Origin of the sequence: Pseudomonas lalucatii (assembly GCF_018398425.1) — a bacterium.
Classification (GTDB): domain Bacteria; phylum Pseudomonadota; class Gammaproteobacteria; order Pseudomonadales; family Pseudomonadaceae; genus Aquipseudomonas; species Aquipseudomonas lalucatii.
The window spans coordinates 1,069,432-1,089,159 of record NZ_JADPMV010000002.1 but is presented as its reverse complement, the minus strand read 5'-3'; the positions used below and the strand labels follow the sequence as shown (position 1 = coordinate 1,089,159).

Sequence of the window (19,728 nt, the reverse complement as noted above, 5' to 3'; positions counted from 1 at the left end):
GTTCCTCAGAGGTGCTGCAGCAGCAGCGCCAACGCCTTGGCCTGGTCGTCGGCCAGGTCGATGATATGAAACCCGGCCCAGCAGTGCTGGCCGTCCGCCCCGGGGCGGCTCCACAGGCAGTCAGCGCCCAGGCTGATCTCGCCCACCCCTTCGATCTCCTGTTCGCTGACCAGGCGGCACTCCACCAGCACATCGGCGGTCTGCGGTGTGTCGCTGAACAGCATGAAGCCTTCGGCCGAGAGGTCGACCACGCGGCCCAGGCGTTGGCCGGAGTGCAGGTCGAAGACCTCCAGCTGCAGCTCGGTGCCGTGGCGGCTGTGCTGACGACGATCTTCCATGTGGGGCTCCTTAGGGGGACTCGGTTGTGCGCCCGGTGAAGCGCTGCAGAACCCGGTAGATGGCGGAGAGGGCGCGATCGACCAGGGGCGCGTCGTACTCGTCGGGGAGTATCCGGGCCAGTCCCTGCTCCATTTCGCGGGCCAGCTGGGGGCGTGGCTTGATCGCCGCGCGCTGGCCGCTCTGATCGACGAACATGTAGTTGTGGGTCGTTGGGCTGAACCAGGACAGCTTCAATAGGCGCGGTCGTGCGTCGGTGGTGAACTCGAACCAGGTACCGAATTCGATGTGCGCCAGCTGATTGGCCAGTACCTGGGCGCGGGGGGACAGTGCGGCTCCCTTCGGTGACGGCCGGGCGAGCTCGGCATCCTCGCCGAGCATGGTGCCGAGCGCGCTGTCCGGCAGCGCGGGAGTGAGCCGGGCGGCGACCAGCGGCTGCTTGCCCTGCACGGCGTGCTGGCAGGCGACCAGGTCCTGCAGCAGGCGGCGAATGCCGTCCTCGTGATAGCTGCCCAGCTGCTGCAGGCCCTTGCGCAGGTCGCCCAGCAGGGGCACGCGCAGGGCCTGCAGGCGCTCCTGCCCGGCGGCGTCCAGGGCCGTGCCGCTCCAGGCCAGTTGCTCGGCCACCTCGCAGGCGCGCAGCCACTCGCCGCTCTGCTCGCCGTGGCGCAGGAGGGTGAACACCAGGACGTCGGTCCAGGTCAGTTCGAGGAAGTTGCGGATGATGCTCGGCGGCTCGCGTTCGTGCAGGCTGCTGGCGATGACCTCGAGCGCCTGCTGGCGGGCGCCGAGCAGCTTGTCGCGGCCCTTGGCGGCTTCCACCGCACGTCGCTCGCGCAGCTCGACCTTGTGCTTGAGGGTCGCGGTGAAGGCATTGAACTCCTCGAGCAGGCCCTCGAACAGTTGCAGGTCGCCGTTGAAGTCCTGGATGACTCGCTCCACGGCCCATTGCATCTTCGCCAGCAGGCCGCGTTCGTCGCCCTCGCTGCCATACAGGACGCCGGCCTGGGCCATGGCGTTGAGCAGGCGGCGGGCCGGGTGGTGGTGCTGGGTGAACAGCGCGCGGTCTTGCACGGCGACCTTCAGGTAGGGGGTGTGCAGGTGGGAGAGGATGGTCTTGCAGCTGTCGGGCAGGTTGCCGTCATCCAGGATGAAGTCGAACAGCATGCCGACCAGGTCGACGGTGTCGGCCTCCTGGTCCGCCAGCTTGTGCTGCCCGGGTTGGGGGCTATGGGCCTCCAGCTGCTGGTGCAGGTCGCCCTTCAGGCCCTCGACCGCGAGTGGCTGGTGCAGGCGCTGCGCCAGGTCGGCGGCGGACTGGCGTTGCAGGCGATTGAGCGCGTCGAGCAGGTCGTGGGCGCTGTAGGTGCGTGACGCCTCGCGGGGCGCGAAGCTGGCGATGCTGCGGGTGCCGCCCGGCAGGGCGGCGTCGCGATGGCGCTGGCGGCGCTCGCCCAGCAGGGCGCCCAGGCCGCTGAGCAGCTGGGCCGGGTCCGTGGGGGCGGGCCGGCGAGATCCGGCGGGGGCGGCGTGAGCGGGCCGTGTGGCGTGCCGCTTCCTCCCGTTTCCGGGCCTTGGGCTGCCGGCCTGTCGAGGCTGTTCCGCGCCGCGGTGGTGGGCGCCGCGATGTCCGGTTCGTCCGGGGCCGGGCTCCGGCGCGCGGGCGCGTCCCGGCGTTGGGCGCTGTACTTGAGGTTGGGCAGCACGCCGGCATCGATCAGCAGCTGGTTGAGCGCCGCATACAGGGGGCCCAGGCTGTGCATGACATGCTGGTCGAACAGGCCGTAGAGGATCACCTTGATGCGCAGCGGGAAGGGGCAGGGGGCCAGGGCTTCGCGAAAGGCCTGGGCGATCATCAGCGGGCCGAAGGGGTTGGCGTCCGCGCCGAGCTTCCGGCCGTTGTTGAGCAATGCCAGGCGCTGTTCCAGGCCGAACAGTGCCGGTGCGCAGCGGGCCTTTACCTGGCCGACCATGGTGCTGATCTGCAGGCTTTCCTCGTAGTCCTCGTTCTGGACCAGGGTCAACTGCTCGGCATCGACTTCGGTCGCCCGGGGCGTGGGCTTGAGCTTGCCATCGATGAAATCGGAGAAGTTTCGCGAGATCCCCTGGTGATAGCTGCGTTCGATCTGCGGGCGCTGTTTGCGTATCTCGCGCATGCTGTCGAAGAGCAGGGTCTGTACCTGATTGTTCTCGGCCTGTTCTGCGCACTCGAACAGGGTGTCGTCGACCTGGGCGAAGACACCGGTCAGGTGCTCGGCCAGGCGGTTCATCACCAGTTTCCGGCAGTTCTGTCCCAGCTCACCGAAGCGCGGCTGAATGCCGCGGCTGGCGAGGGTCTGTGCCGAGGTTGGGGTGTCTGGGGGCGTGTCCTGGCTACTCATGCATTTTCCTGGCAGAAGCCTTGCGGCTGGCGCGTCCCGCAACGAACTGAGTGCTAGAAGATATAGCAGCCCGTCTCGCAGCTGCAAAGCATTGTCACAAAAGCAATTTAAAGGGTTGACAGGGCGTTCTGGAACCGTAAAATGGCGCGCCTCTGAGGCGGGAAACGATGAAAGTCGCCGGTCGCTGCAGAGAACCGAAGGTAATAGTTCCGCGATAGCTCAGTCGGTAGAGCAAATGACTGTTAATCATTGGGTCCCTGGTTCGAGTCCAGGTCGCGGAGCCAATCTTCAGCCGGGGTATAGCGCAGTCCGGTAGCGCGCCTGCTTTGGGAGCAGGATGTCGGGAGTTCGAATCCCCCTACCCCGACCATTTTTGGGTCGTTAGCTCAGTTGGTAGAGCAGTTGGCTTTTAACCAATTGGTCGTAGGTTCGAATCCTACACGACCCACCACTTCCCCCCCCCCTCGTGTTACTCGGGCTCTACGCCCAGGGCCAGAATGGCCTGATCCAGGCGCTCCTGCAGCCTTTGATCGAATTCCTTGCTACACATCAGATAGCGTAACTGTCCCGGAGGAATATCCGGCATGTTCAGTTGCGCCAGTCGCGCGTCGCGCAGATCCGCCTCCGCCAGGATATAGGGCAGCTCCCGCTCGTCGATCAGGGTGTAGTCGATACGCTCGGCCGCCAGCATGCGCACGCTCTGGGTGGGTGCGGCGGTGATGTTGCTGCGGCTGGTGCGGGCGAGCAGGGCGTCCAGTTCGCCATAGGAAAAACCATCGATCAGCCCCAGGCGCAGCGGGCTGCTCAGCAAGGCGGTGAGGCTGGCGTAGGCCTTGATCTGCTCGCGCAGGGTGTTTCGCGTCAGCACGACCATGGGCGCGTCGCGATGGATGGCCCGGGAGAACCAGGCATAACGGCTGCGTTGCGCGGTCTTGAACCAGCCGACCGAGCAGGCCGGCTCGCGTCCCAGTTGAAACTCCATCTGAATGCGTTTGGCCGGGCGCGCTTCGAAGTGCACCCCGATGCCGGCTTTGCTGAAGATCGCACGGGTGCGTTCCAGCAGGAAGCCGGTTGGCTCGCCCTGTTCGCTGTGATAGTAGGGCGGTTTCTCGATGTAGAAGACCGTGACGGGTTCCGCCGCGGCCGACAGTGCCGGTAGCAGCAGCGGCCAGAGCCAGGAGAGGCGGCGCATGGGGGGGCCTCGCGGGTGGGTGTCCCATGCGCAGTATAGGTGACGGGACTCAGTGCAGCTTCAGGCGCGGCTCGGTGCTGCGGCCGATGCGGTCGCTGAGCATCAGCAGCATAGTGCGTAGCGGGCCGTACAGCGCCATCTGGTGCATGCGGTAGAGCGACACGTAGAACATCCTGGCCAGCCAGCCCTCGAGCATCACGCTGCCGGTCAGGTTGCCCATCAGGTTGCCGACCGCGGAGAAGCTCGCCAGGGAGATCAGCGAGCCGTAGTCGCGGTAGCGGTATTCCGGCAGGGGCTGGCCGCCGATGCGCAGCTTCAGCGACTTGGCCAGCAGGGAGGCTTGTTGGTGGGCGGCCTGGGCGCGCGGCGGGACATTGCGGCCGTCGCTGCCGGGTTGCGGGCAGGCGGCACAATCGCCGAAGGCGAAGATGTTGTCGTCGCGGGTGGTCTGCAGGGTCGGGCGCACCTGCAGCTGGTTGATGCGGTTGCTCTCCAGGCCGTCCAGCTCCTTGAGAAAAGCCGGGGCGCGGATGCCCGCGGCCCATACCTTGAAGCTGGCGGTGATGGTCTCGCCCTGGGCGGTGTGCAGGGCCTCGTCGGTTACCTGGCTGACCGCGGCGTTGGTCAGCACGGTCACCCCGAGTTTCTCCAGGGTGCGGTGCACCGGCTGGCCGATGCGCTCCGGCAAAGCCGGCAGCACCCGCGGGCCGGCTTCGATCAGGGTGATGCGCATGTTCTCCGGGCGGATGCGGTCCAGCCCGTAGGCGGCCAGCTCGCGGGCGGCGTGGTGCAGTTCGGCGGCCAGCTCCACGCCGGTGGCGCCGGCGCCGACTATGGCCACGCTGATCTGCTCGGTCGTGTCGTCCTGGTTGGCGTGGGCGCGCAGGTAGTGGCTGAGCAGTTGGCGATGGAAGCGCTCGGCCTGTTCGCGGGTGTCGAGGAACAGGCAGTGCTCGGCGGCGCCTGGCGTGCCGAAGTCGTTGGTGGTGCTGCCGACGGCGATCACCAGGCTGTCATAGCTCAGCTCGCGCTCGGGCATCAGCACCTGGCCGCGCTCGTCGAGGGTGGCCGTCAGGGTAATCCGTCGTCCGGCGCGGTTCAGCCCGCTCATGCGGCCGAGCTGGAATTCGAAATGATTCCACTTGGCCTGGGCCACGTAGTTCAGCTCATCTTCCGATGAATTGAGCGAGCCGGCGGCCACCTCGTGCAGCAGCGGTTTCCAGATATGCGTCAGGTTGGCGTCGACCAGGGTGACTTTCGCTTGGCCGCGCTTGCCCAGGGTTCTACCCAGGCGGGTGGCAAGCTCCAGGCCGCCGGCGCCGCCGCCGACGATCACTATTCGATGGGACATGGGACACTCTCACAAGGCTTTGAAAAAAGCGGAGGGCGTGCGGCTGGGCGAGCGCGAAGCAGCTCATAGCACCAGCCCGCTCAGTAGGCGGCTCAGCAGGCCCAGTCCGATCACCGTGGCGAGGATGACCAGCAGCAGGCGCCAGACCCGGAAGGGCTGGCGCGGGACGCGATGCTGCGGTGCGCTCAGGTACTGGTCGACGCGTTGCTGGTCGTCGGGACTCAGGCGGCTGGACATGGTGACCTCGATGGATCGGGCGGGCGGCGCGTTGGCGAGCGCCGGCTCTGGAGATGGGGGCTATTCTAGCCCTGGCGGTTATAAGGGCTCAACGTACAGCTCGTCATTCAGCCTAATAATGCCGCCTTGTACCACGCGCGCGGTGATGCCGCCGTGGCCGCGCACGGCCTGGAAGGTGCCGGGGCCCAGGCGCTGTTCCAGTCGTGCACAGGGCTGGCACCAGCCGGTGGTCTCGAGGATCGCCTGGCCGATGCGAAAGCGCCGGCCCTTGAGGCTGAACAGGTTGATGCCGCTGACGGCGATATTGCGCCGCAGCTCCGCCGCGTGCAGCGGTTGCCCGGCGGGCCGGTCGAGCAGGGCGCCGATCACCGCCAGGTGCTCCCACTGGATCAGCGTCACCTGGCGCGCATTGCGTGGTCCGGGGCGGCTGTGGTCGCCGCTCAGGCCGGCTTCGCGGCGTGCCTCCACGGCCTCCAGTTCGAGCATGGGCGCCCGTGCCTCGGGGCGCACGCCGATCCAGCGGACTCGGCCCCGTTGCGGCACCCTGGCGAGCAGTTCCCGCAGCGGGCTCATAGGCTGATCCCGACGTCGAACAGCACGCTGCGCCCCAGGTTGCCGCGCAGGAAATCGGGGGCGTTCGGGTGGGCGAACAGCACGCGGGCGAAGGTCGGTCCCACCAGCGACAGCGAGCGCCAGCCTTGGCGCAGGTACTCGGTGGGCGGGGGGAAGTGGCTGTTGAAGTCCGGCACGGCGCGTTTCAGGTTGACGTAGGCGAGCAGGTCCAGTTCGCCGAGATCGAGGTCCCGCTCGCTGTAGTTGTGGGCCTTCTTGCGCAGGGTCGGTGCCAGGCGTGCCTGCAGTTCCGCGGCGGGAATGCGTCGCGGCTTGGCTTCACGACGCACCAGCTGTCTCAGCGAGAAGGCGCTGCGGCGGCGCTCCAGCTCGGCGCGCCATTCGTCGTTCAGGCGCCGGCCTTCGTCCAGCACGAAGAACACCTCGAAGCTGGCCTCGCGAAACAGCACGTCGGGCGGCTCCTGTTCCCCGGCGCTGAACTCATCGAGGCGATGATCGATGTTCAGGGCCTGCAGCAGGCGCTGGCAGACCCAGCGCTCGCGCTCCCACTTGCGGGCGTTGGAGAGAAAGGCATTGGCCTGCTCGGCCTGGTGCGTGAGCAGGCGTAGATAGTCGGAATCGTCCATAGCTTCAGCTTAGCCCGCGGGGCGTGGCGCTTGGTACCCCCAAGGGCCTCGCTCGATCGTGCGGGCGGCGGTGTAGACTGGCCGCGTTCATCTACCAAGGGTTGGATCTCCGTCATGATCGCGGCCGCGTTGCTTTCGTCCGGCAGTCTATGGGGCGGCTGGCTGCTGTATCTGCCCGTGTTGCTGTGGGCGCTGTGGCGGGCGCCGTGGCTGGAGCTGTTCAGCGATCTGCGCCGCCAGCACCTGGTGTGCGGCGCGGTGCTCGCGCTATTTCTGCTGTGGCTGGTGCGCCGCGACTTCGATTCGGGGCTGTCCTACCATCTCATCGGCATGACCGTGGTCACCCTGCTGCTCGATTGGCCGCTGGCGATCCTCGCCGGCTTCGCCGCGCAGCTGGGCCTGCTGGCCCTGGGGCGCCAGGAGCTGGCGGCGCTGGGCGTGAACGGCGTGTTGCTGGTGCTGCTGCCGGTGTTGATCGCCGAAGTGTGCGCGCTGCGGGTGGAGCGCGCGCAGCCACGCAACCTGTTCGTCTATATCTTCTGCTGCGGCTTCTTTCCGGCGGCCCTGACCGCCTTGCTGTGCGTCCTGCTCGGGCTCGGGCTGCTCTGGCTGGATGGGCTGTATCCGTTGCCGCCCCGGCTCGGCGATTTCGTCGGCTATCTCTGGCTGGTGATCTTCCCCGAGGCGTTCGTCAACGGCATGTTGGTCACCTCCCTGGTGGTGTTCTATCCGGACTGGCTGGAAACCTTCAATCGCACCCGTTATCTCGCGGCGCCCTGGAGAGACGACGACAGGTGGCGTTAAGGCATCCGCAGGGGGCATGCCTGGACCGACCCGCTCGTCGGGCAAGGCAGAAAGGGGGTGTCTCCCCGTCAGTGCTGACGGGGCGGCAGGTCGCCGGAGAACAGATCGTCCTCCAGTTCGTTGCCGGGGATCGCGTGCTCCTCCGAGGCCCAGGCGCCCAGGTCGATCAGCTTGCAACGCTCGGAGCAGAACGGCCGGCTCGGGCTCTGTGGTCCCCATTCGACGGGGGCGCCGCAGGTGGGGCAGGCGACTGTGGTGGGTGAGCTCATGGTTGGCCTCCGCTTAGGCTGAGATAAAAATTGTGCAGGCGTTCGACTTCGCCGCGCAACCAGTCCAGGTCGCGGTCGTTGACCAGGACGTCGTCGGCGTAGCGCAGTCGTTCTTCCCGGCTGGCTTGCGCCTGGAGGATGGCCTGGACCTGCTCGGCCGTGGTCTGGTCGCGCTGCATGGTGCGCGCGATGCGCAGTCGCTCGGGGGCGTCGACGACCAGTATGCGCTGGGTCAGTTCATGCTGGCCCGACTCGACCAGCAGCGGAGACACCAGAATCGCGTAGGGCGACTCGGCCCGGGCCAGGTAGGCGGTGATTTCCTGGCGGATCAGCGGGTGCAGCAGGGCCTCCAGCCAGCGGCGCTCATGGCCATCGGCGAACACGCGTGCGCGCAGCGCGGGCCGGTTCAGCTGGCCATCGGCCAGGAGCACCTCGCTGCCAAAATGCTCGGCTATCTGCTGCAGCGCCGGCCGACCGGGCTCGACGACCCAGCGGGCGGCCTGGTCGGCGTCCACCAGGTGCACGCCATGCTCGATGAAGTGTTGGGCGACCGCGCTCTTGCCGCTGCCGATGCCGCCGGTCAGGCCGAGAATCCAGGGCTTCATGGGTGGGGCGGCCCTCTAGGGCAACAATGGAGCGGGAATTGTAATGGAGGCGGCTAGGGCCTGGCGAACGGCAAGGGCGGTGCGGCGGCGGTGGGGCAGGCCCCGGGCTCTGGCGGCGGGGCGTGCATTGAGGGTCGGCGCGAGCGCTGCCGGTCTCTGCGCGACTAGCGAAAGCCGGCGAAGTGCAGGTAGCTGCCGGTGATCTGCTCGCCCCAGAGCAGGGCGATCCAGCCGGCGATGGCCAGGTAGGGGCCGAACGGGATGGGCGTGCTGGTCGCGGCGTTGCGCAGGCGCAGCATGATCACCCCGAGCACCGCGCCGACCAGCGAGGACAGCAGGATGGTCAGCGGCAAGACCTGCCAGCCGCCCCAGGCGCCGAGCATGGCCAGCAGCTTGAAGTCGCCGTAGCCCATGCCTTCCTTGCCGGTCACCAGCTTGAACAGCCAGTACACCGACCACAGGCTCAGGTAGCCGGCGACCGCGCCCCACAGGGCGTCGCCCAGGCTGGTGAACAGGCCGAAGTGGTTAGCGATCAGGCCGAGCCACAGCAGAGGCAATACCAGGGCGTCGGGCAGCAGCTGGTGGTCGGCGTCGATCAGGCTCATCGCCAGCAGGCCCCAGGTCAGCAGCAGCATGCCGGCGGTCTGCCAGGTGAAGCCGAAATGCCAGGCGACATAGGCCGACAGCAGCCCGCAGGCCAGTTCCACCAGTGGGTAGCGCTTGCTGATGGGGGTCTTGCAGCTGGAGCATCGGCCACGCAGCGCCAGGTAGCTCAGCACCGGGATGTTCTCCCAGGGGCGGATCTCATGGCCGCACTGCGGGCATTGGGAGTTCGGCAGGATCAGGTTGAAGGTTGTCTGTTGCGGCTCGCCGGGCAGTTCGAGGATCTCGCGGGCCTGCGCCTTCCAGTCGCGTTCCAGCATCAGCGGGAGGCGATAGACGACGACGTTGAGGAAACTGCCGATCAACAGGCCGAAGATCAGGCAGGAGAAAACGAAGGCCGGCAAGTTGCCGGCCAGGAAATCGAGCAGCATAAGTTAGCCGACCACCGCGCCGAGCTGGAAGATGGGCAGGTACATGGCGACGATCAGGCCGCCGACCAGTACCCCGAGTACCGCCATGATCATCGGCTCCATCAGGGTGGTCAGGTTGTCCACGGCGTTGTCCACTTCGTCCTCATAGAAGCCCGCGACCTTGTCCAGCATCTCGTCCAGCGAACCGGCCTCCTCGCCGATGGCGGTCATCTGCACGGCCATGGTGGGGAATACGCCGGTGGTGCGCATGGCGAAATTAAGCTGAGTGCCGGCCGATACGTCGTTGCGAATCTTGAGCACGGCATTGCGGAACACCACGTTGCCGGTGGCGCCGGCCACGGACTCGAGGGCCTCGACCAGCGGCACGCCGGCGGCGAAGGTGGTCGCCAGGGTGCGGGCGTAGCGCGCGACCACCGCCTTGTACAGGATATCGCCGACGATTGGCGCCTTGAGCAGGGTGCGGTCGAGGAAGTCTCTGAATTTCTCCGAACGCTTGTGGCTTTCCTTGAAGGCGAAGGCTGCCGCGAAGACGATGAACAGGACCACGAACCACCATTCCTGCAAGCCGCGGGAAAGATTGACGACCATCATGGTGAAGGCGGGGAGCTCGGCGCCGAAGCCGGCGAAAACGCTCTCGAACTGCGGCACCACCTTGATCAACAGGATGGCGGTGACTATCACCGCTACCACGATCACCGCTATGGGGTAGGTCATGGCCTTCTTGATCTTGGCCTTGAGCGCTTCGGTTTTCTCTTTAAAGGTGGCGATGCGGTCCAGCAGGGTTTCCAGGGCGCCGGACTGCTCGCCCGAGTCGACCAGGTTGCAGTACAGGTCATCGAAGTGCAGGGGCTTCTTGCGCAGCGAGGCGGCGAAGCTGTTGCCGGCGGCGACCTCCTGTTTAACCTCGTCGATCAGCTTGCGCATGTTGGGGTTGTCGAAGCCCTCGCCGATGATGTCGAAGGACTGCAGCAGCGGCACCCCCGCCTTCATCATGGTGGCCATCTGCCGGGTAAACAGCGCGATGTCGACCGGCTTGATCTTCTTCCCGGCGCCGAACAGCGAGACGGGCTTCTTGCGCACCTTGAGCGGGTTGATGCCCTGTTTGCGCAGCTGGGCCTTGACCAGGGCGGGCGATTGCCCGGTTAGCTCACCCTTGATCTTGCCGCCTTTCTTGTCGGTGCCTTCCCAGACAAAGACGCTGGTCTTTAGAGCTTTGGCCGCCATGGATTAGTCCTTGGTTACGCGGTTGACTTCTTCCAGGCTGGTGATGCCTTGCATCGCCTTGAATAGCCCGGAGGTGCGCAGGTCGTTGAAGCCATCGGCCTTCGCCTGCTGGGCGATTTCGATGGAGTTGCCTTCCTCCATGATAAGCCGTTGCAGCGCAGGCGTGATTTTAACCACTTCATAAATACCGACCCTGCCCTTGTAGCCGCCGTTGCAGTTATCGCAGCCCGTCGCGGCGTACAGCTTGAAGCTGCCGATCTTGTCTTCGGGGAAGCCTTCCTTGAGCAGGGCTTCGCGGGGAATCTCCACTGCCTTCTTGCAGCTGTTGCACAGCTTGCGCGCCAGGCGCTGGGCGATGATCAGGTTGACCGAGGTGGCGATGTTGAAGGCCGGCACGCCCATGTTGCGCAGGCGGGTCAGGGTTTCCGCGGCGCTGTTGGTGTGCAGGGTGGACATCACCATGTGCCCGGTCTGCGCGGCCTTGATGGCGATTTCCGCGGTTTCCAGGTCGCGCACCTCGCCGACCATGATCACGTCCGGGTCCTGGCGCAGGAAGGCGCGCAGGGCCTGGGCGAAGTCCATGCCGTGCTTGGGGTTGACGTTGACCTGGTTGATGCCTTCCAGGTTGATCTCCACCGGGTCTTCGGCGGTGGAGATGTTGATATCGACGGTGTTGAGGATATTGATCCCGGTATAGAGGGAGACGGTCTTGCCGGAGCCGGTGGGGCCGGTCACCAGGATCATCCCCTGGGGCTGCTTGAGCGCGTTGAGATACAGCTCCTTCTGATCTTCCTCGTAGCCCAGGGCATCGATACCCATCTGCGCGCTGGAAGGATCGAGGATGCGCATCACGATCTTCTCGCCCCACAGGGTCGGCAGGGTGTTGACGCGGAAGTCGATGGCCTTGTTCTTGGAGATCTTCATCTTGATCCGGCCATCCTGCGGCTTGCGCCGCTCGGAGATGTCCAGCGAGGCCATGACCTTCAGGCGCGCGGAAATGCGGCTGGCAAGCTGGATCGGCGGCTTGGCCACCTCCTGGAGGATGCCGTCGGTGCGAAAGCGCACCCGGTAGGTCTTCTCGTAGGGCTCGAAGTGCAGGTCCGACGAACCGCCCTTGATCGCATCCAGCAGCATCTTGTTGATGAAGCGCACCACCGGCGCGTCGTCCGCCTCGTTGCCCCCGGCCGCCTCTTCCTTGTCCTCGTTGACCGCCTCGACATCCAGGCCGTCCAGGTCGACGTCGGCCAGGTCCTCCATGCCCGTGCTGCCGTTATCGAAAAACCTGTCCAGGGCGTCGCCCAGCTTGTCGTCCTCCACCAGCAGGGCCTCGGTGCTGACGCCGGTGCTGAACTGGATGTCGGTGACCGCCTGGTGGTTGCTGGGGTCGGACAGGGCGATAAACAGCTTGTTGCCGCGCTTGTAGAGCGGCAATACGCGGTGCTGGCGGCAGAGCTTCTCGCTGACCACGTCCCGGGGTTGGCTGTCCTTGTCGATGGCGGCCAGGTCCAGGAAGGGCACGCCGAACTGCTCCGCGGCGATCTCCGCAATCGCCCGGCTCTTCGCCAGCTTGTTCTGCACCAGGTAGGACACCAGGGGGATCTTGTTGCGCTGGGCCTGGGCCTGGGCCTGGCTGGCCGCGCGCTCGTCCAGCAGCTCGGCCGTGACCAGTTGGCGGGCCAGGCCCGTCAGGGCGGGGGTTTCGTTCATTGCGCTTCGCTAGTCGGATGAATAGAGAGGGATGGGCAACTTATAGCCTAATAGTCCGATAAGCCCAAGCGTGGCACGCGCGGCTGACGAAAAGTGTCACTTATTGTCGTTGCCCGTGGCTGTGCAGGTGGGGTGAGACAACAACTTGCCTAGTGTTATGTGGTTTTGCGGAGTTGGCACGGCATCTGCTTGGCTCTACCCAGGTCGCTGACCTTAACCACAATAGGAGCTTGCCCATGAAGTCTCTCAAGAAGCAGAAGGGTTTTACCCTGATCGAACTGATGATCGTGATCGCGATTATCGGTATCCTCGCCGCCATCGCTATTCCGCAGTTCAACGAGTATCGCCAGAAGGCGAACGATACCTCCGCTGTCGCCGATGCCAAGAACGGCATCACCACCATTATCTCGTCCTTGCGCTAATTGAAGGGGAATAGACTCATGAAAAAATTAGCTTTGATTGCAGCCGGCCTGATGATCTCTGGTGCGGCCTCCGCAGTTACGTTGGTCGGCAGCGACGAAGTATTGATGACGGATTGCGAACTCCTGAATGAAGACGTCACCATCAACCTTACCAACGGCGTAGAGGGCGGTGTTAGCTGCAATACTGCGGCGATAGCGCTGACCGTCTGCCACACCGCGGGGAAGTCGGTCAACCGTACCGTTGGCAAGCGGGATGTTGCCGCTTCCGGGAACGTCCCTGCTCATCAAGTCGATTGCACCATTTCCTCGACGGATAACACCTGTGTAGCGACTGAAGTTGATGGTTCGGCCATGCCCAGTGCCTCGACAAACAGGGGCACTGTGAGTGCTGAGTACCCGGGTACCACCTGTTCTGCTGCTAATGCCGAAACTGAGGCGGCTACCCTGCTGCCGGCCGCCAGCTAATCAAGGGCTGTTGTTCGAAGAAGGGAGGCGCGAGTCTCCCTTTTGCACTTTGATACATGACATGTCCGCTTCTGGAGGCGGTGGAGAAAGGATCGTAGGATGGATCGCAAGAGTTGTTTCCGTCGTCTGACGACAGTATGTCGCCGGTCCCGATGTCATTCACTTGAAAAAATAAGGCTATTTTTCTTTTGACGCATTCGGCGAATAGCCTCCTCGGCTACGTCGATTTTTATTTAATCCAGATCCCTCTCTGTAAAAATGCCTATATTCCGCGATTTCCTGACTGCTCTGCGCCTGGCGCTTAAGGCGAAGTTCGCCTGGATGGCCGCCGGCGTCTTGCTGGTGGTGGCGCTGGCCACGCTGTTGTCCGCCTATTTCGGCGGTCGCCAGTCGGCGGCCGTGGCACTGGATGTGGGCATCTCCACCATCCGCCTGCTGTTGCCGCTGCTGATCGTGCTGCTGGTGCAGGAGCTGCTGTCCCGCGAGTTCGACAAGCGCTACTACCTCAGCTCGCTGACCTACCCGCGGGCACGCAGCAGCCTGTTGCTCGGCCGCTTCGCCGCTGTGCTGGCGTTGGTACTGGGGCTGTTGCTGGCCTTGGGCCTGTTGCAGATCGGCCTGGTGCAATTTATCGGCGGCATCTACCCCCAGGCCACCCCGGTGGCGCTGGGGCAGCCCTACCTGATCGTCGGCGCTTTTATGGCGCTGGATCTGCTGGTGCTGGCCACGCTGGCGACCCTGCTGGCGGTGGTGGCCTCGACGCCGAGCTTCGTGCTGATCGGCACCTTCGGCTTTATGCTGGTGGCGCGCTCCTATGGCGCCATTATCGAACTGCTTGGCAGTCAAGCAGGACTGGTGAGCAATACCGAGGGCTATCGCGCCAGTCTCGGCGTGCTGGGCTATCTGCTGCCGGACCTCGGCGCCCTGGATATGCGCATGCTCGCCCTCTACGGCAAGATGGACTTCCTCCCCACCGACTGGCCCTGGTTGCTGTTGAGCAGTCTGGGCTATGCCATCGCCCTGCTGGCGCTGGCGGTGTGGGCGCTGCAACGCAAGCGTTTCGCCTGATCATGGGTAGCCGTGCTTGCGTACCCCTGGTGTTGGCGCTGCTGGGGTTTGGGCTGTTTTCCGCGGCTTCGCAGTGGCGCACCCAGGTGCCGGAGCAGGCGGCGCCGGTAATCGAGGGCCGCGTGGTGATCGCCGCGCCGGTGTTGCTGGCGCTGTTCGGCGGCGACCGCTTCCTCGCCGCCAACCTGGAAACCATGCGCCTGGCCGCCACCGGCGTGGATTTTGGGCGGGCCGATACCGGTTACCTGGTCCGTGCCCAGCAGGAGGTGGCCAAGCTCAATGCCTGCCATGAAGACAACTACTACCTGGCCAACGGCCTGCTCACCTGGGGCGGGGCGGATCGCGAGGGCACCGAGGTGCTGCGCCGGGCCATGCAGTGTCGTTTCTGGGACGAGCTGCCGGCGTTTTTCTATGGCTTCAACCAGGCGTTCTTCAACAAGGATATCGCCGAGGCCAGCCGCGCCTTGGAACTGGCGGCGCAGCGTGCGACCGGCAACGCAGCCGGTTTTCGCAAGCTGGCGGTGATGTTGCAGGCGGAACGCTTCGCCGACGAGAAGCTGGCCCTGGATTATCTGACCGAGCAGCGCGATGCCGCCCGTGACGACCCTAAGCTGCACGCGATGCTCGACAAGCGCGTGGCGCGCCTGCAGGGGTTGGTGGCGTTGCGCGAGGCGCAGCGGCGTTTCGAGGGCGAGCACGGCGCGCTCCAGGCACTGGAGCAACTGGTCGAGTACGAGTTATTGTCCGCCTTGCCGGAGGACCCGCTGCGGCTCGGTTACGAGCTGACAGAGGGCCGGATTGTTTTGAAGAAGCTGAAGGTCGCTGGGATGGAGGAACAGCCTTGAGTGCCGCACTGGAGTTTCACGGCGTCAGCCAGACCTTTCACGTCAAGGGCAAGTCGGTGCAGGCGCTGCGCGAGGTCAGCTTCGACCTGGCCGAAGGCGAGGTGTTCGGCTTCGTCGGCCCCAACGGTGCCGGCAAGTCCACCACCATCAAGGTCATGCTCGATCTGATCAGCGACTATCAGGGTGAGGTGAGCCTGTACGGCATGTCGTCGCGCAACCCCAAGGCGCGCGAAGGCATCGCCTATGTGCCCGAGTCGCCGGCTTTGTACGAGCAGTTCACGCCGCTGGAGATCCTGCGCATGGGCCTGTCCATGTACGGCATCAAGCGCCCGGATGCCGATGCCTGGTGCCTGCACTGGCTGGAGCGCTTCTCCATCGGCGCGGCAGCCAGGCGGCGGATTCGCGAGCTGTCCAAGGGCACCGCGCAGCGCGTGGCCCTGGCCCATGCCATGGTGGTGCGGCCGAGGCTGCTGATTCTCGACGAGCCGCTGTCCGGCCTCGACCCGGTCGGGCGCAAGGATGTGGTGGATATCCTCACCGAGTACAAGCAGCAGGGCGGCGCGATCTTCTTTACCTCCCACGTGCTGCACGACGTCGAGCGCATCGCCGACCGTTTCGGCTTCATCAACAAGGGCGAGCTGCTGACCGTGCGTTCGCCGCGCGAGCTGGCGGCGGAGCGGGCCGACCATATGCTGGTGCGGTTCACTGCCGAGCAGCCACTCGTGCCTGATGCGCGACAGCTGCGCGAGGGGGAGTACGAGTGCGAGATCACCCAGCAGGCGCTGCCGGCCTTTATCGCGCACTTGAACCAGGTGGGCGGCCATCTGCTCACGGCCAAGCCGGCGGTATCGTTGGAGACCGTATTCTTCAAGATATTGGATGAGGCCGGGCACCAGGCCCAGGCGCCGAAAGAGTCGGCGCCGGCGTCGCGGCGCAACGTGCCGGCGTGAGTCGGCGGGTATTCGGCGTTGCTTTGCTGCGGGGTATTCGAGCGGCGGGCGGGGTGCGGTAGATCGCTCAAAGTGCCGTTCAGGCCATCTACAGGCTCAGGCGCATCGATAGATCCACCGCCTTCACATCCTTGGTCAGCGTGCCGATCGAAACGTAGTCCACCCCGGTCTCGGCGATGGTGCGCAAGGTGCTCTCGTTGACCCCGCCGGAAGCCTCCAGCTTGGCGCGGCCCTGGGTGATGGCCACCGCCTGGCGCATGTCCTCCAGCGACAGTTCGTCGAGCATGACGATGTCGGCGCCGGCCGCCAGGGCTTCGCGCAGTTCTTCCAGGCTTTCCACTTCCACCTCGATCGGCTTGCCCGGGGCGATCCGCTGGGCGGCCTGTACCGCCTGGACGATGCCGCCGCAGGCGGCGATGTGGTTTTCCTTGATCAGGAAGGCGTCGTACAGGCCGATGCGGTGGTTGTGGCAGCCGCCGCAGGTGACCGCGTATTTCTGCGCCAGGCGCAGGCCGGGCAGGGTCTTGCGGGTGTCGAGTAGTTTCACCGCGGTGCCCTGCACCAGGTCGGCGTAGTGCTGGCAGCGGCTGGCCACGGCCGACAGCGTCTGCAGGAAGTTCAGGGCGCTGCGCTCGCCGCTGAGCAGGGCGCGGGCCGGGCCTTCCAGGTGGAACAGCGCCTGGTTGGCGACGACCCGCTCGCCGTCGGCGACTTCCCAGTGCACCGTGACCCGCGGGTCGAGCTGGCGGAATACCGCGTCGACCCAGGCAGTGCCGCAGACCACCGCCGTCTCGCGGGTGATCACCGTGGCGTGGGCCAGGCGCTGGGCCGGGATCAGCTGGGCGGTGATGTCGCCGCTGCCGATGTCCTCGCTCAGGGCGCGGCGCACGTTGGCCTCGATTTCGGCGGTCAGGTCGGCGAGGGTAAGGTTGGGCATGACGGGCTCCGCTGTCTGGGTGGGGCGATTATAGAGACAGCCGGCTCGGCTTGCAGCGGGATCGAGCGGTTGCATGGGTGGGCGGCTGTCCGTATTTCGGCCGGGTCGAGCGGCCTGCTGCTATCGTTAAAGGGTTGCGCCTGCGTCGTTGTGCGGTGGCTCGAGGGTGCCGCATGGCTTTGCAGGGTGCGCTTGTCGAGTGCCGCTGGCCGTCGGGAGGCTGGCGCGATACATCTGTGACCTGGGTCATATCTGCAGTAGAAGGCTGCTCGGTGCGCGCCGGGGTGTCCCTATAATGCCTTTACTTTTCGGATTGTTGGCGCCAGTAAATTGACTCCATGGACGGCGCCCAGTTGATCGCTGTGCAGATCGCTATGCCCTCGAGATGCGATCTGCAGGAGGCTTGCAATGAAGACTGATGCGAAGGTGGTGCACCTGAACAAGGTGGCCGCTGAGCAACCGCCCACTTCGCCGGTAGGAAGACTGCCCGTGGCGCTCATCCAGATGCGTGACCAGGCTGCGCACCAGCTCAAGCAGGCGCTGCAGGCGCTGTTCGACAATGCCGACGATACGTTGTTCGAGATGGCCGACCGGGCCACCAGCAACGCCGAGCAGAACGCTTTCTTCGAGGCCATGCGCGACCTGCGCCTGAAACGCAAGAATATCGAGCGCGGCTTTTTTCAGCGGGTCTTCGAGTCCTTTTCCGTCCTCAACCAGTACGAGCCCGCCGCGCCTCCGGCGCTGGACGCGGTGTCGTTCGACAACCTGTCCCTGGTGCAGAACGACGAGCTGGAGGAGACGGTGGCGCTGGACGCCATGGTCGCCAAGGTCATGAGCCGAGACGGCTCGGCGGTGACTCACCTGAGCACGCGGCTCAATGCCATGGTCAGCAGGAAGCTCGACGACCGCAGCAACCCGCTCGGGCCGACCGCCCTGTGCGAGGCCTTCCTGGAGGCGTGCGGCGGCCTGGGCGTGGAGATCAAGGTCAAGCTGATCATCCTCAAGCTGTTCGAGAAGTATGTGCTGGGGAGTCTCGACCAGCTCTATGCCGAGGCCAACCAGGCCTTGATCGCCGCGGGCGTGCTGCCGGAGTTGAAGTCGCCCGCGCCGCGCCGTCAACCCGGGCGCGCGGCAGCGCCGCTGCCGGGGGAGGGGGGCGCGGCGCAGGCTGCTCTCGGCGAGCAGGCCGAGCAGAGCGTGCAGGAGGTGTTCGGTGCCCTGCAGCAGCTGCTTTCCCAGGCCCGCGGCAGCGCCATGCCGCGGCGCGAGTTGCCGGGCGATGCCCTGCCCATTTCCAGTCACGACCTGATGCGCCTGCTGTCCTACATGCAGCAGCGGGCGCCGACGCAGGACGGCGCTGATTTCGACCTGCGCGAGCAGCTGGGCAGCCTGTTGACCCGCGCCAGCGCCAAGAGCGGCAAGGCCCGGGTGGTCGGCGAGGTCGACGAGGATGTGATCAATCTGGTGGCGATGCTGTTCGAGTTCATCCTCGACGATCGCACCCTGCCGGATTCGTTGAAGGCGCTGATCGGCCGCTTGCAGATTCCCATGCTCAAGGTCGCGGTGCTCGACAAGACCTTCTTCGGCCGAGGCAGTCATCCGGCGCGGCGCCTGCTCAACGAGATCGCCTCGGCGGCGCTGGGCTGGAGCGAGCAGGGCGACGCCCAGCGCGACAGCCTGTACCAGAAGATCGAGCAGGTGGTGCAGCGCCTGCTCAACGACTTCGTCGACGATCCGGCGATCTTTTCCGAGTTGCTCGCCGATTTCCTCGCCTTCACCGGCGACGAGCGCCGCCGCAGCGAGTTGCTCGAGCAGCGTACCCGCGACGCCGAGGAGGGCAGCGCCAGGGCCGAGCTGGCCCGGCGCCAGGTCGAGCAGGCGCTCAACCAGCGGCTGCTCGGCAAGACCCTGCCGGAGGTGGTGGTGCGCCTGCTGCGGGAGGCCTGGAGCAAGGTGCTGATGCTGGCCTGCCTGAAGCACGGGGTGGAATCGGCCGAGTGGCAGGAGGCCCTGGCGACCATGGACGACCTGGTGTGGAGCGTGACGCCGCACGAAGACCAGCAGGCGCGCCTGCGCCTGCTGGAGCTGGTGCCCGGGCTGCTCAAGGCCCTGCGCGAGGGCATGGCCAGCGCGGCGTTCGACCCCTTCTCCACCGGGGACTTCTTCAGCCAGCTGGAGGCCCTGCATGTTCAGGCGTTCCAGCGGTTCAAGCGGCCGCCGGTCGGGGCGGAGGTCGACGACGCCCAGCGCGCCGCCCTGGCCGAGGTCGGTATCGACCTGCCCCTGCTGGAGTTGCCGGCCGAGGCGGCCGAGCCGGACGCCGCTGCGCCGCAGATGGTCGCGGTGGTCGAGGAGATCGTCCTGCAGGCGCCGGGCGCGCCGCGGCCGCTGGAGGCCGAGGTGGTGCTGGCGGACGACGACGAGTCGCTGCAGCAGGTCGACAACCTGCGGGTGGGCAGCTGGGTCGAGTTCCAGGAGGACGACGAGCACAAGCTGCGCTGCAAGCTGGCGGCGGTGATCAGGCCGACCGGCAAGTACATCTTCGTCAACCGCACCGGCATGAAGGTGCTGGAGAAGAGCCGCATGGGCCTGGCCGTGGAGTTCCGCCGCTGCGCCGTCCGCCTGCTGGATGACGCGCTGTTGTTCGATCGTGCCCTGGAGTCGGTGATCGGCAATCTGCGCAGGCTCAAGGGCGCCTGATT

20 protein-coding genes, 3 tRNA genes and 1 pseudogene are annotated in these 19,728 nt (G+C 65.7%); 10 read left to right on the top strand and 14 right to left on the bottom strand.

Features of this window, described 5'->3' with window-relative positions; all coding sequences use genetic code 11:
* Positions 1-5: 5 nt before the first annotated feature.
* The 3 genes and pseudogenes from I0D00_RS18525 to I0D00_RS21690 form a co-directional block, all read right to left on the bottom strand.
* On the bottom strand, positions 6-338 hold the full coding sequence (locus tag I0D00_RS18525) for a PilZ domain-containing protein (RefSeq protein ID WP_213641280.1): 333 nt from the start codon (positions 336-338) through the stop codon (positions 6-8).
* 10 nt (positions 339-348) lie between these two features.
* Positions 349-2,157 carry a DUF1631 family protein gene (locus tag I0D00_RS18520; RefSeq protein WP_274611303.1) on the bottom strand — a complete coding sequence of 603 codons (1,809 nt, stop codon included), beginning with the start codon at positions 2,155-2,157 and terminating at the stop codon, positions 349-351.
* Positions 2,067-2,606: pseudogene (locus I0D00_RS21690) on the bottom strand (DUF1631 family protein); the annotation flags it as partial. The pseudogene I0D00_RS21690 and the gene I0D00_RS18520, both read right to left, overlap by 91 nt.
* A gap of 319 nt (positions 2,607-2,925) precedes the next feature.
* Here I0D00_RS21690 and I0D00_RS18515 point away from each other — a divergent pair.
* From I0D00_RS18515 to I0D00_RS18505, 3 genes are all read left to right on the top strand, one after another.
* Positions 2,926-3,001, top strand: a tRNA-Asn gene (locus I0D00_RS18515).
* 9 nt (positions 3,002-3,010) lie between these two features.
* Positions 3,011-3,087 (top strand) — tRNA-Pro (locus I0D00_RS18510).
* 5 nt (positions 3,088-3,092) lie between these two features.
* Positions 3,093-3,168, top strand: a tRNA-Lys gene (locus tag I0D00_RS18505).
* Positions 3,169-3,186: 18 nt separating this feature from the next.
* Here the strand turns inward: I0D00_RS18505 and I0D00_RS18500 are convergent.
* From I0D00_RS18500 to I0D00_RS18480, 5 genes are all read right to left on the bottom strand, one after another.
* The gene (locus I0D00_RS18500; RefSeq protein WP_213641279.1) at positions 3,187-3,909 is read right to left on the bottom strand and encodes a substrate-binding periplasmic protein; all 723 of its coding nucleotides are present in this window, start codon (positions 3,907-3,909) and stop codon (positions 3,187-3,189) included.
* 49 nt (positions 3,910-3,958) lie between these two features.
* Entirely contained in the window at positions 3,959-5,260 is a 1,302-nt protein-coding gene (locus I0D00_RS18495; RefSeq protein WP_213641278.1) for an NAD(P)/FAD-dependent oxidoreductase, read from the bottom strand.
* Positions 5,261-5,323: 63 nt separating this feature from the next.
* A complete protein-coding gene (locus I0D00_RS18490) occupies positions 5,324-5,497 on the bottom strand; it encodes a DUF3094 family protein (RefSeq protein WP_213641277.1) in 174 nt (57 codons plus the stop codon).
* Between the two features lie 78 nt (positions 5,498-5,575).
* The gene (locus tag I0D00_RS18485; RefSeq protein ID WP_213641276.1) at positions 5,576-6,070 is read right to left on the bottom strand and encodes an MOSC domain-containing protein; all 495 of its coding nucleotides are present in this window, start codon (positions 6,068-6,070) and stop codon (positions 5,576-5,578) included.
* Positions 6,067-6,696 carry a DUF1780 domain-containing protein gene (locus tag I0D00_RS18480; RefSeq protein WP_213641275.1) on the bottom strand — a complete coding sequence of 210 codons (630 nt, stop codon included), beginning with the start codon at positions 6,694-6,696 and terminating at the stop codon, positions 6,067-6,069. Before I0D00_RS18480 ends, I0D00_RS18485 begins: the two co-directional genes overlap by 4 nt.
* 114 nt (positions 6,697-6,810) lie before the next feature.
* On the opposite strand from I0D00_RS18480, the gene I0D00_RS18475 reads away from it, so the two are divergent.
* Positions 6,811-7,500, top strand: a complete 690-nt coding sequence (locus I0D00_RS18475; RefSeq protein WP_213641274.1) for an energy-coupling factor ABC transporter permease — start codon at positions 6,811-6,813, stop codon at positions 7,498-7,500.
* Between the two features lie 68 nt (positions 7,501-7,568).
* Here the strand turns inward: I0D00_RS18475 and yacG are convergent, their stop codons facing one another.
* The 5 genes from yacG to pilB form a co-directional block, all read right to left on the bottom strand.
* Positions 7,569-7,769, bottom strand: coding sequence for a DNA gyrase inhibitor YacG (gene yacG / locus I0D00_RS18470; RefSeq protein ID WP_213641273.1), 201 nt, complete (start codon positions 7,767-7,769; stop codon positions 7,569-7,571).
* Entirely contained in the window at positions 7,766-8,374 is a 609-nt protein-coding gene (gene coaE, locus I0D00_RS18465; RefSeq protein ID WP_213641272.1) for a dephospho-CoA kinase, read from the bottom strand. Before coaE ends, yacG begins: the two co-directional genes overlap by 4 nt.
* Positions 8,375-8,538: 164 nt before the next feature.
* Complete coding sequence (locus I0D00_RS18460) at positions 8,539-9,408, bottom strand: prepilin peptidase (protein ID WP_213641271.1); 870 nt, start codon at positions 9,406-9,408, stop codon at positions 8,539-8,541.
* Between the two features lie 3 nt (positions 9,409-9,411).
* Positions 9,412-10,632: a type II secretion system F family protein gene (locus I0D00_RS18455; RefSeq protein ID WP_213641270.1), complete on the bottom strand. Its 1,221-nt coding sequence runs from the start codon at positions 10,630-10,632 to the stop codon at positions 9,412-9,414.
* 3 nt (positions 10,633-10,635) lie between these two features.
* Positions 10,636-12,339: a type IV-A pilus assembly ATPase PilB gene (gene pilB / locus I0D00_RS18450; protein ID WP_213641269.1), complete on the bottom strand. Its 1,704-nt coding sequence runs from the start codon at positions 12,337-12,339 to the stop codon at positions 10,636-10,638.
* Positions 12,340-12,575: 236 nt separating this feature from the next.
* Between pilB and I0D00_RS21685 the strand changes: the two genes are divergently transcribed.
* From I0D00_RS21685 to I0D00_RS18425, 5 genes are all read left to right on the top strand, one after another.
* The gene (locus I0D00_RS21685; RefSeq protein ID WP_213641268.1) at positions 12,576-12,761 is read left to right on the top strand and encodes a prepilin-type N-terminal cleavage/methylation domain-containing protein; all 186 of its coding nucleotides are present in this window, start codon (positions 12,576-12,578) and stop codon (positions 12,759-12,761) included.
* An 18-nt stretch (positions 12,762-12,779) separates the two neighbouring features.
* Positions 12,780-13,226, top strand: a complete 447-nt coding sequence (locus I0D00_RS18440) for a hypothetical protein (protein WP_213641267.1) — start codon at positions 12,780-12,782, stop codon at positions 13,224-13,226.
* Positions 13,227-13,484: 258 nt separating this feature from the next.
* Complete coding sequence (locus I0D00_RS18435; protein ID WP_338050437.1) at positions 13,485-14,294, top strand: ABC transporter permease; 810 nt, start codon at positions 13,485-13,487, stop codon at positions 14,292-14,294.
* 2 nt (positions 14,295-14,296) lie between these two features.
* Entirely contained in the window at positions 14,297-15,139 is an 843-nt protein-coding gene (locus tag I0D00_RS18430; RefSeq protein ID WP_213641265.1) for a hypothetical protein, read from the top strand.
* Positions 15,136-16,089 carry an ABC transporter ATP-binding protein gene (locus I0D00_RS18425; protein WP_213641264.1) on the top strand — a complete coding sequence of 318 codons (954 nt, stop codon included), beginning with the start codon at positions 15,136-15,138 and terminating at the stop codon, positions 16,087-16,089. The genes I0D00_RS18430 and I0D00_RS18425 overlap by 4 nt, the downstream gene beginning before the upstream one ends.
* Before the next feature lie 88 nt (positions 16,090-16,177).
* Here the strand turns inward: I0D00_RS18425 and nadC are convergent, their stop codons facing one another.
* Complete coding sequence (gene nadC, locus I0D00_RS18420; protein WP_213641263.1) at positions 16,178-17,026, bottom strand: carboxylating nicotinate-nucleotide diphosphorylase; 849 nt, start codon at positions 17,024-17,026, stop codon at positions 16,178-16,180.
* A 408-nt stretch (positions 17,027-17,434) separates the two neighbouring features.
* On the opposite strand from nadC, the gene I0D00_RS18415 reads away from it, so the two are divergent.
* Entirely contained in the window at positions 17,435-19,726 is a 2,292-nt protein-coding gene (locus I0D00_RS18415; RefSeq protein WP_213641262.1) for a DUF1631 domain-containing protein, read from the top strand.
* The last annotated feature ends 2 nt before the right edge of the window (positions 19,727-19,728 follow it).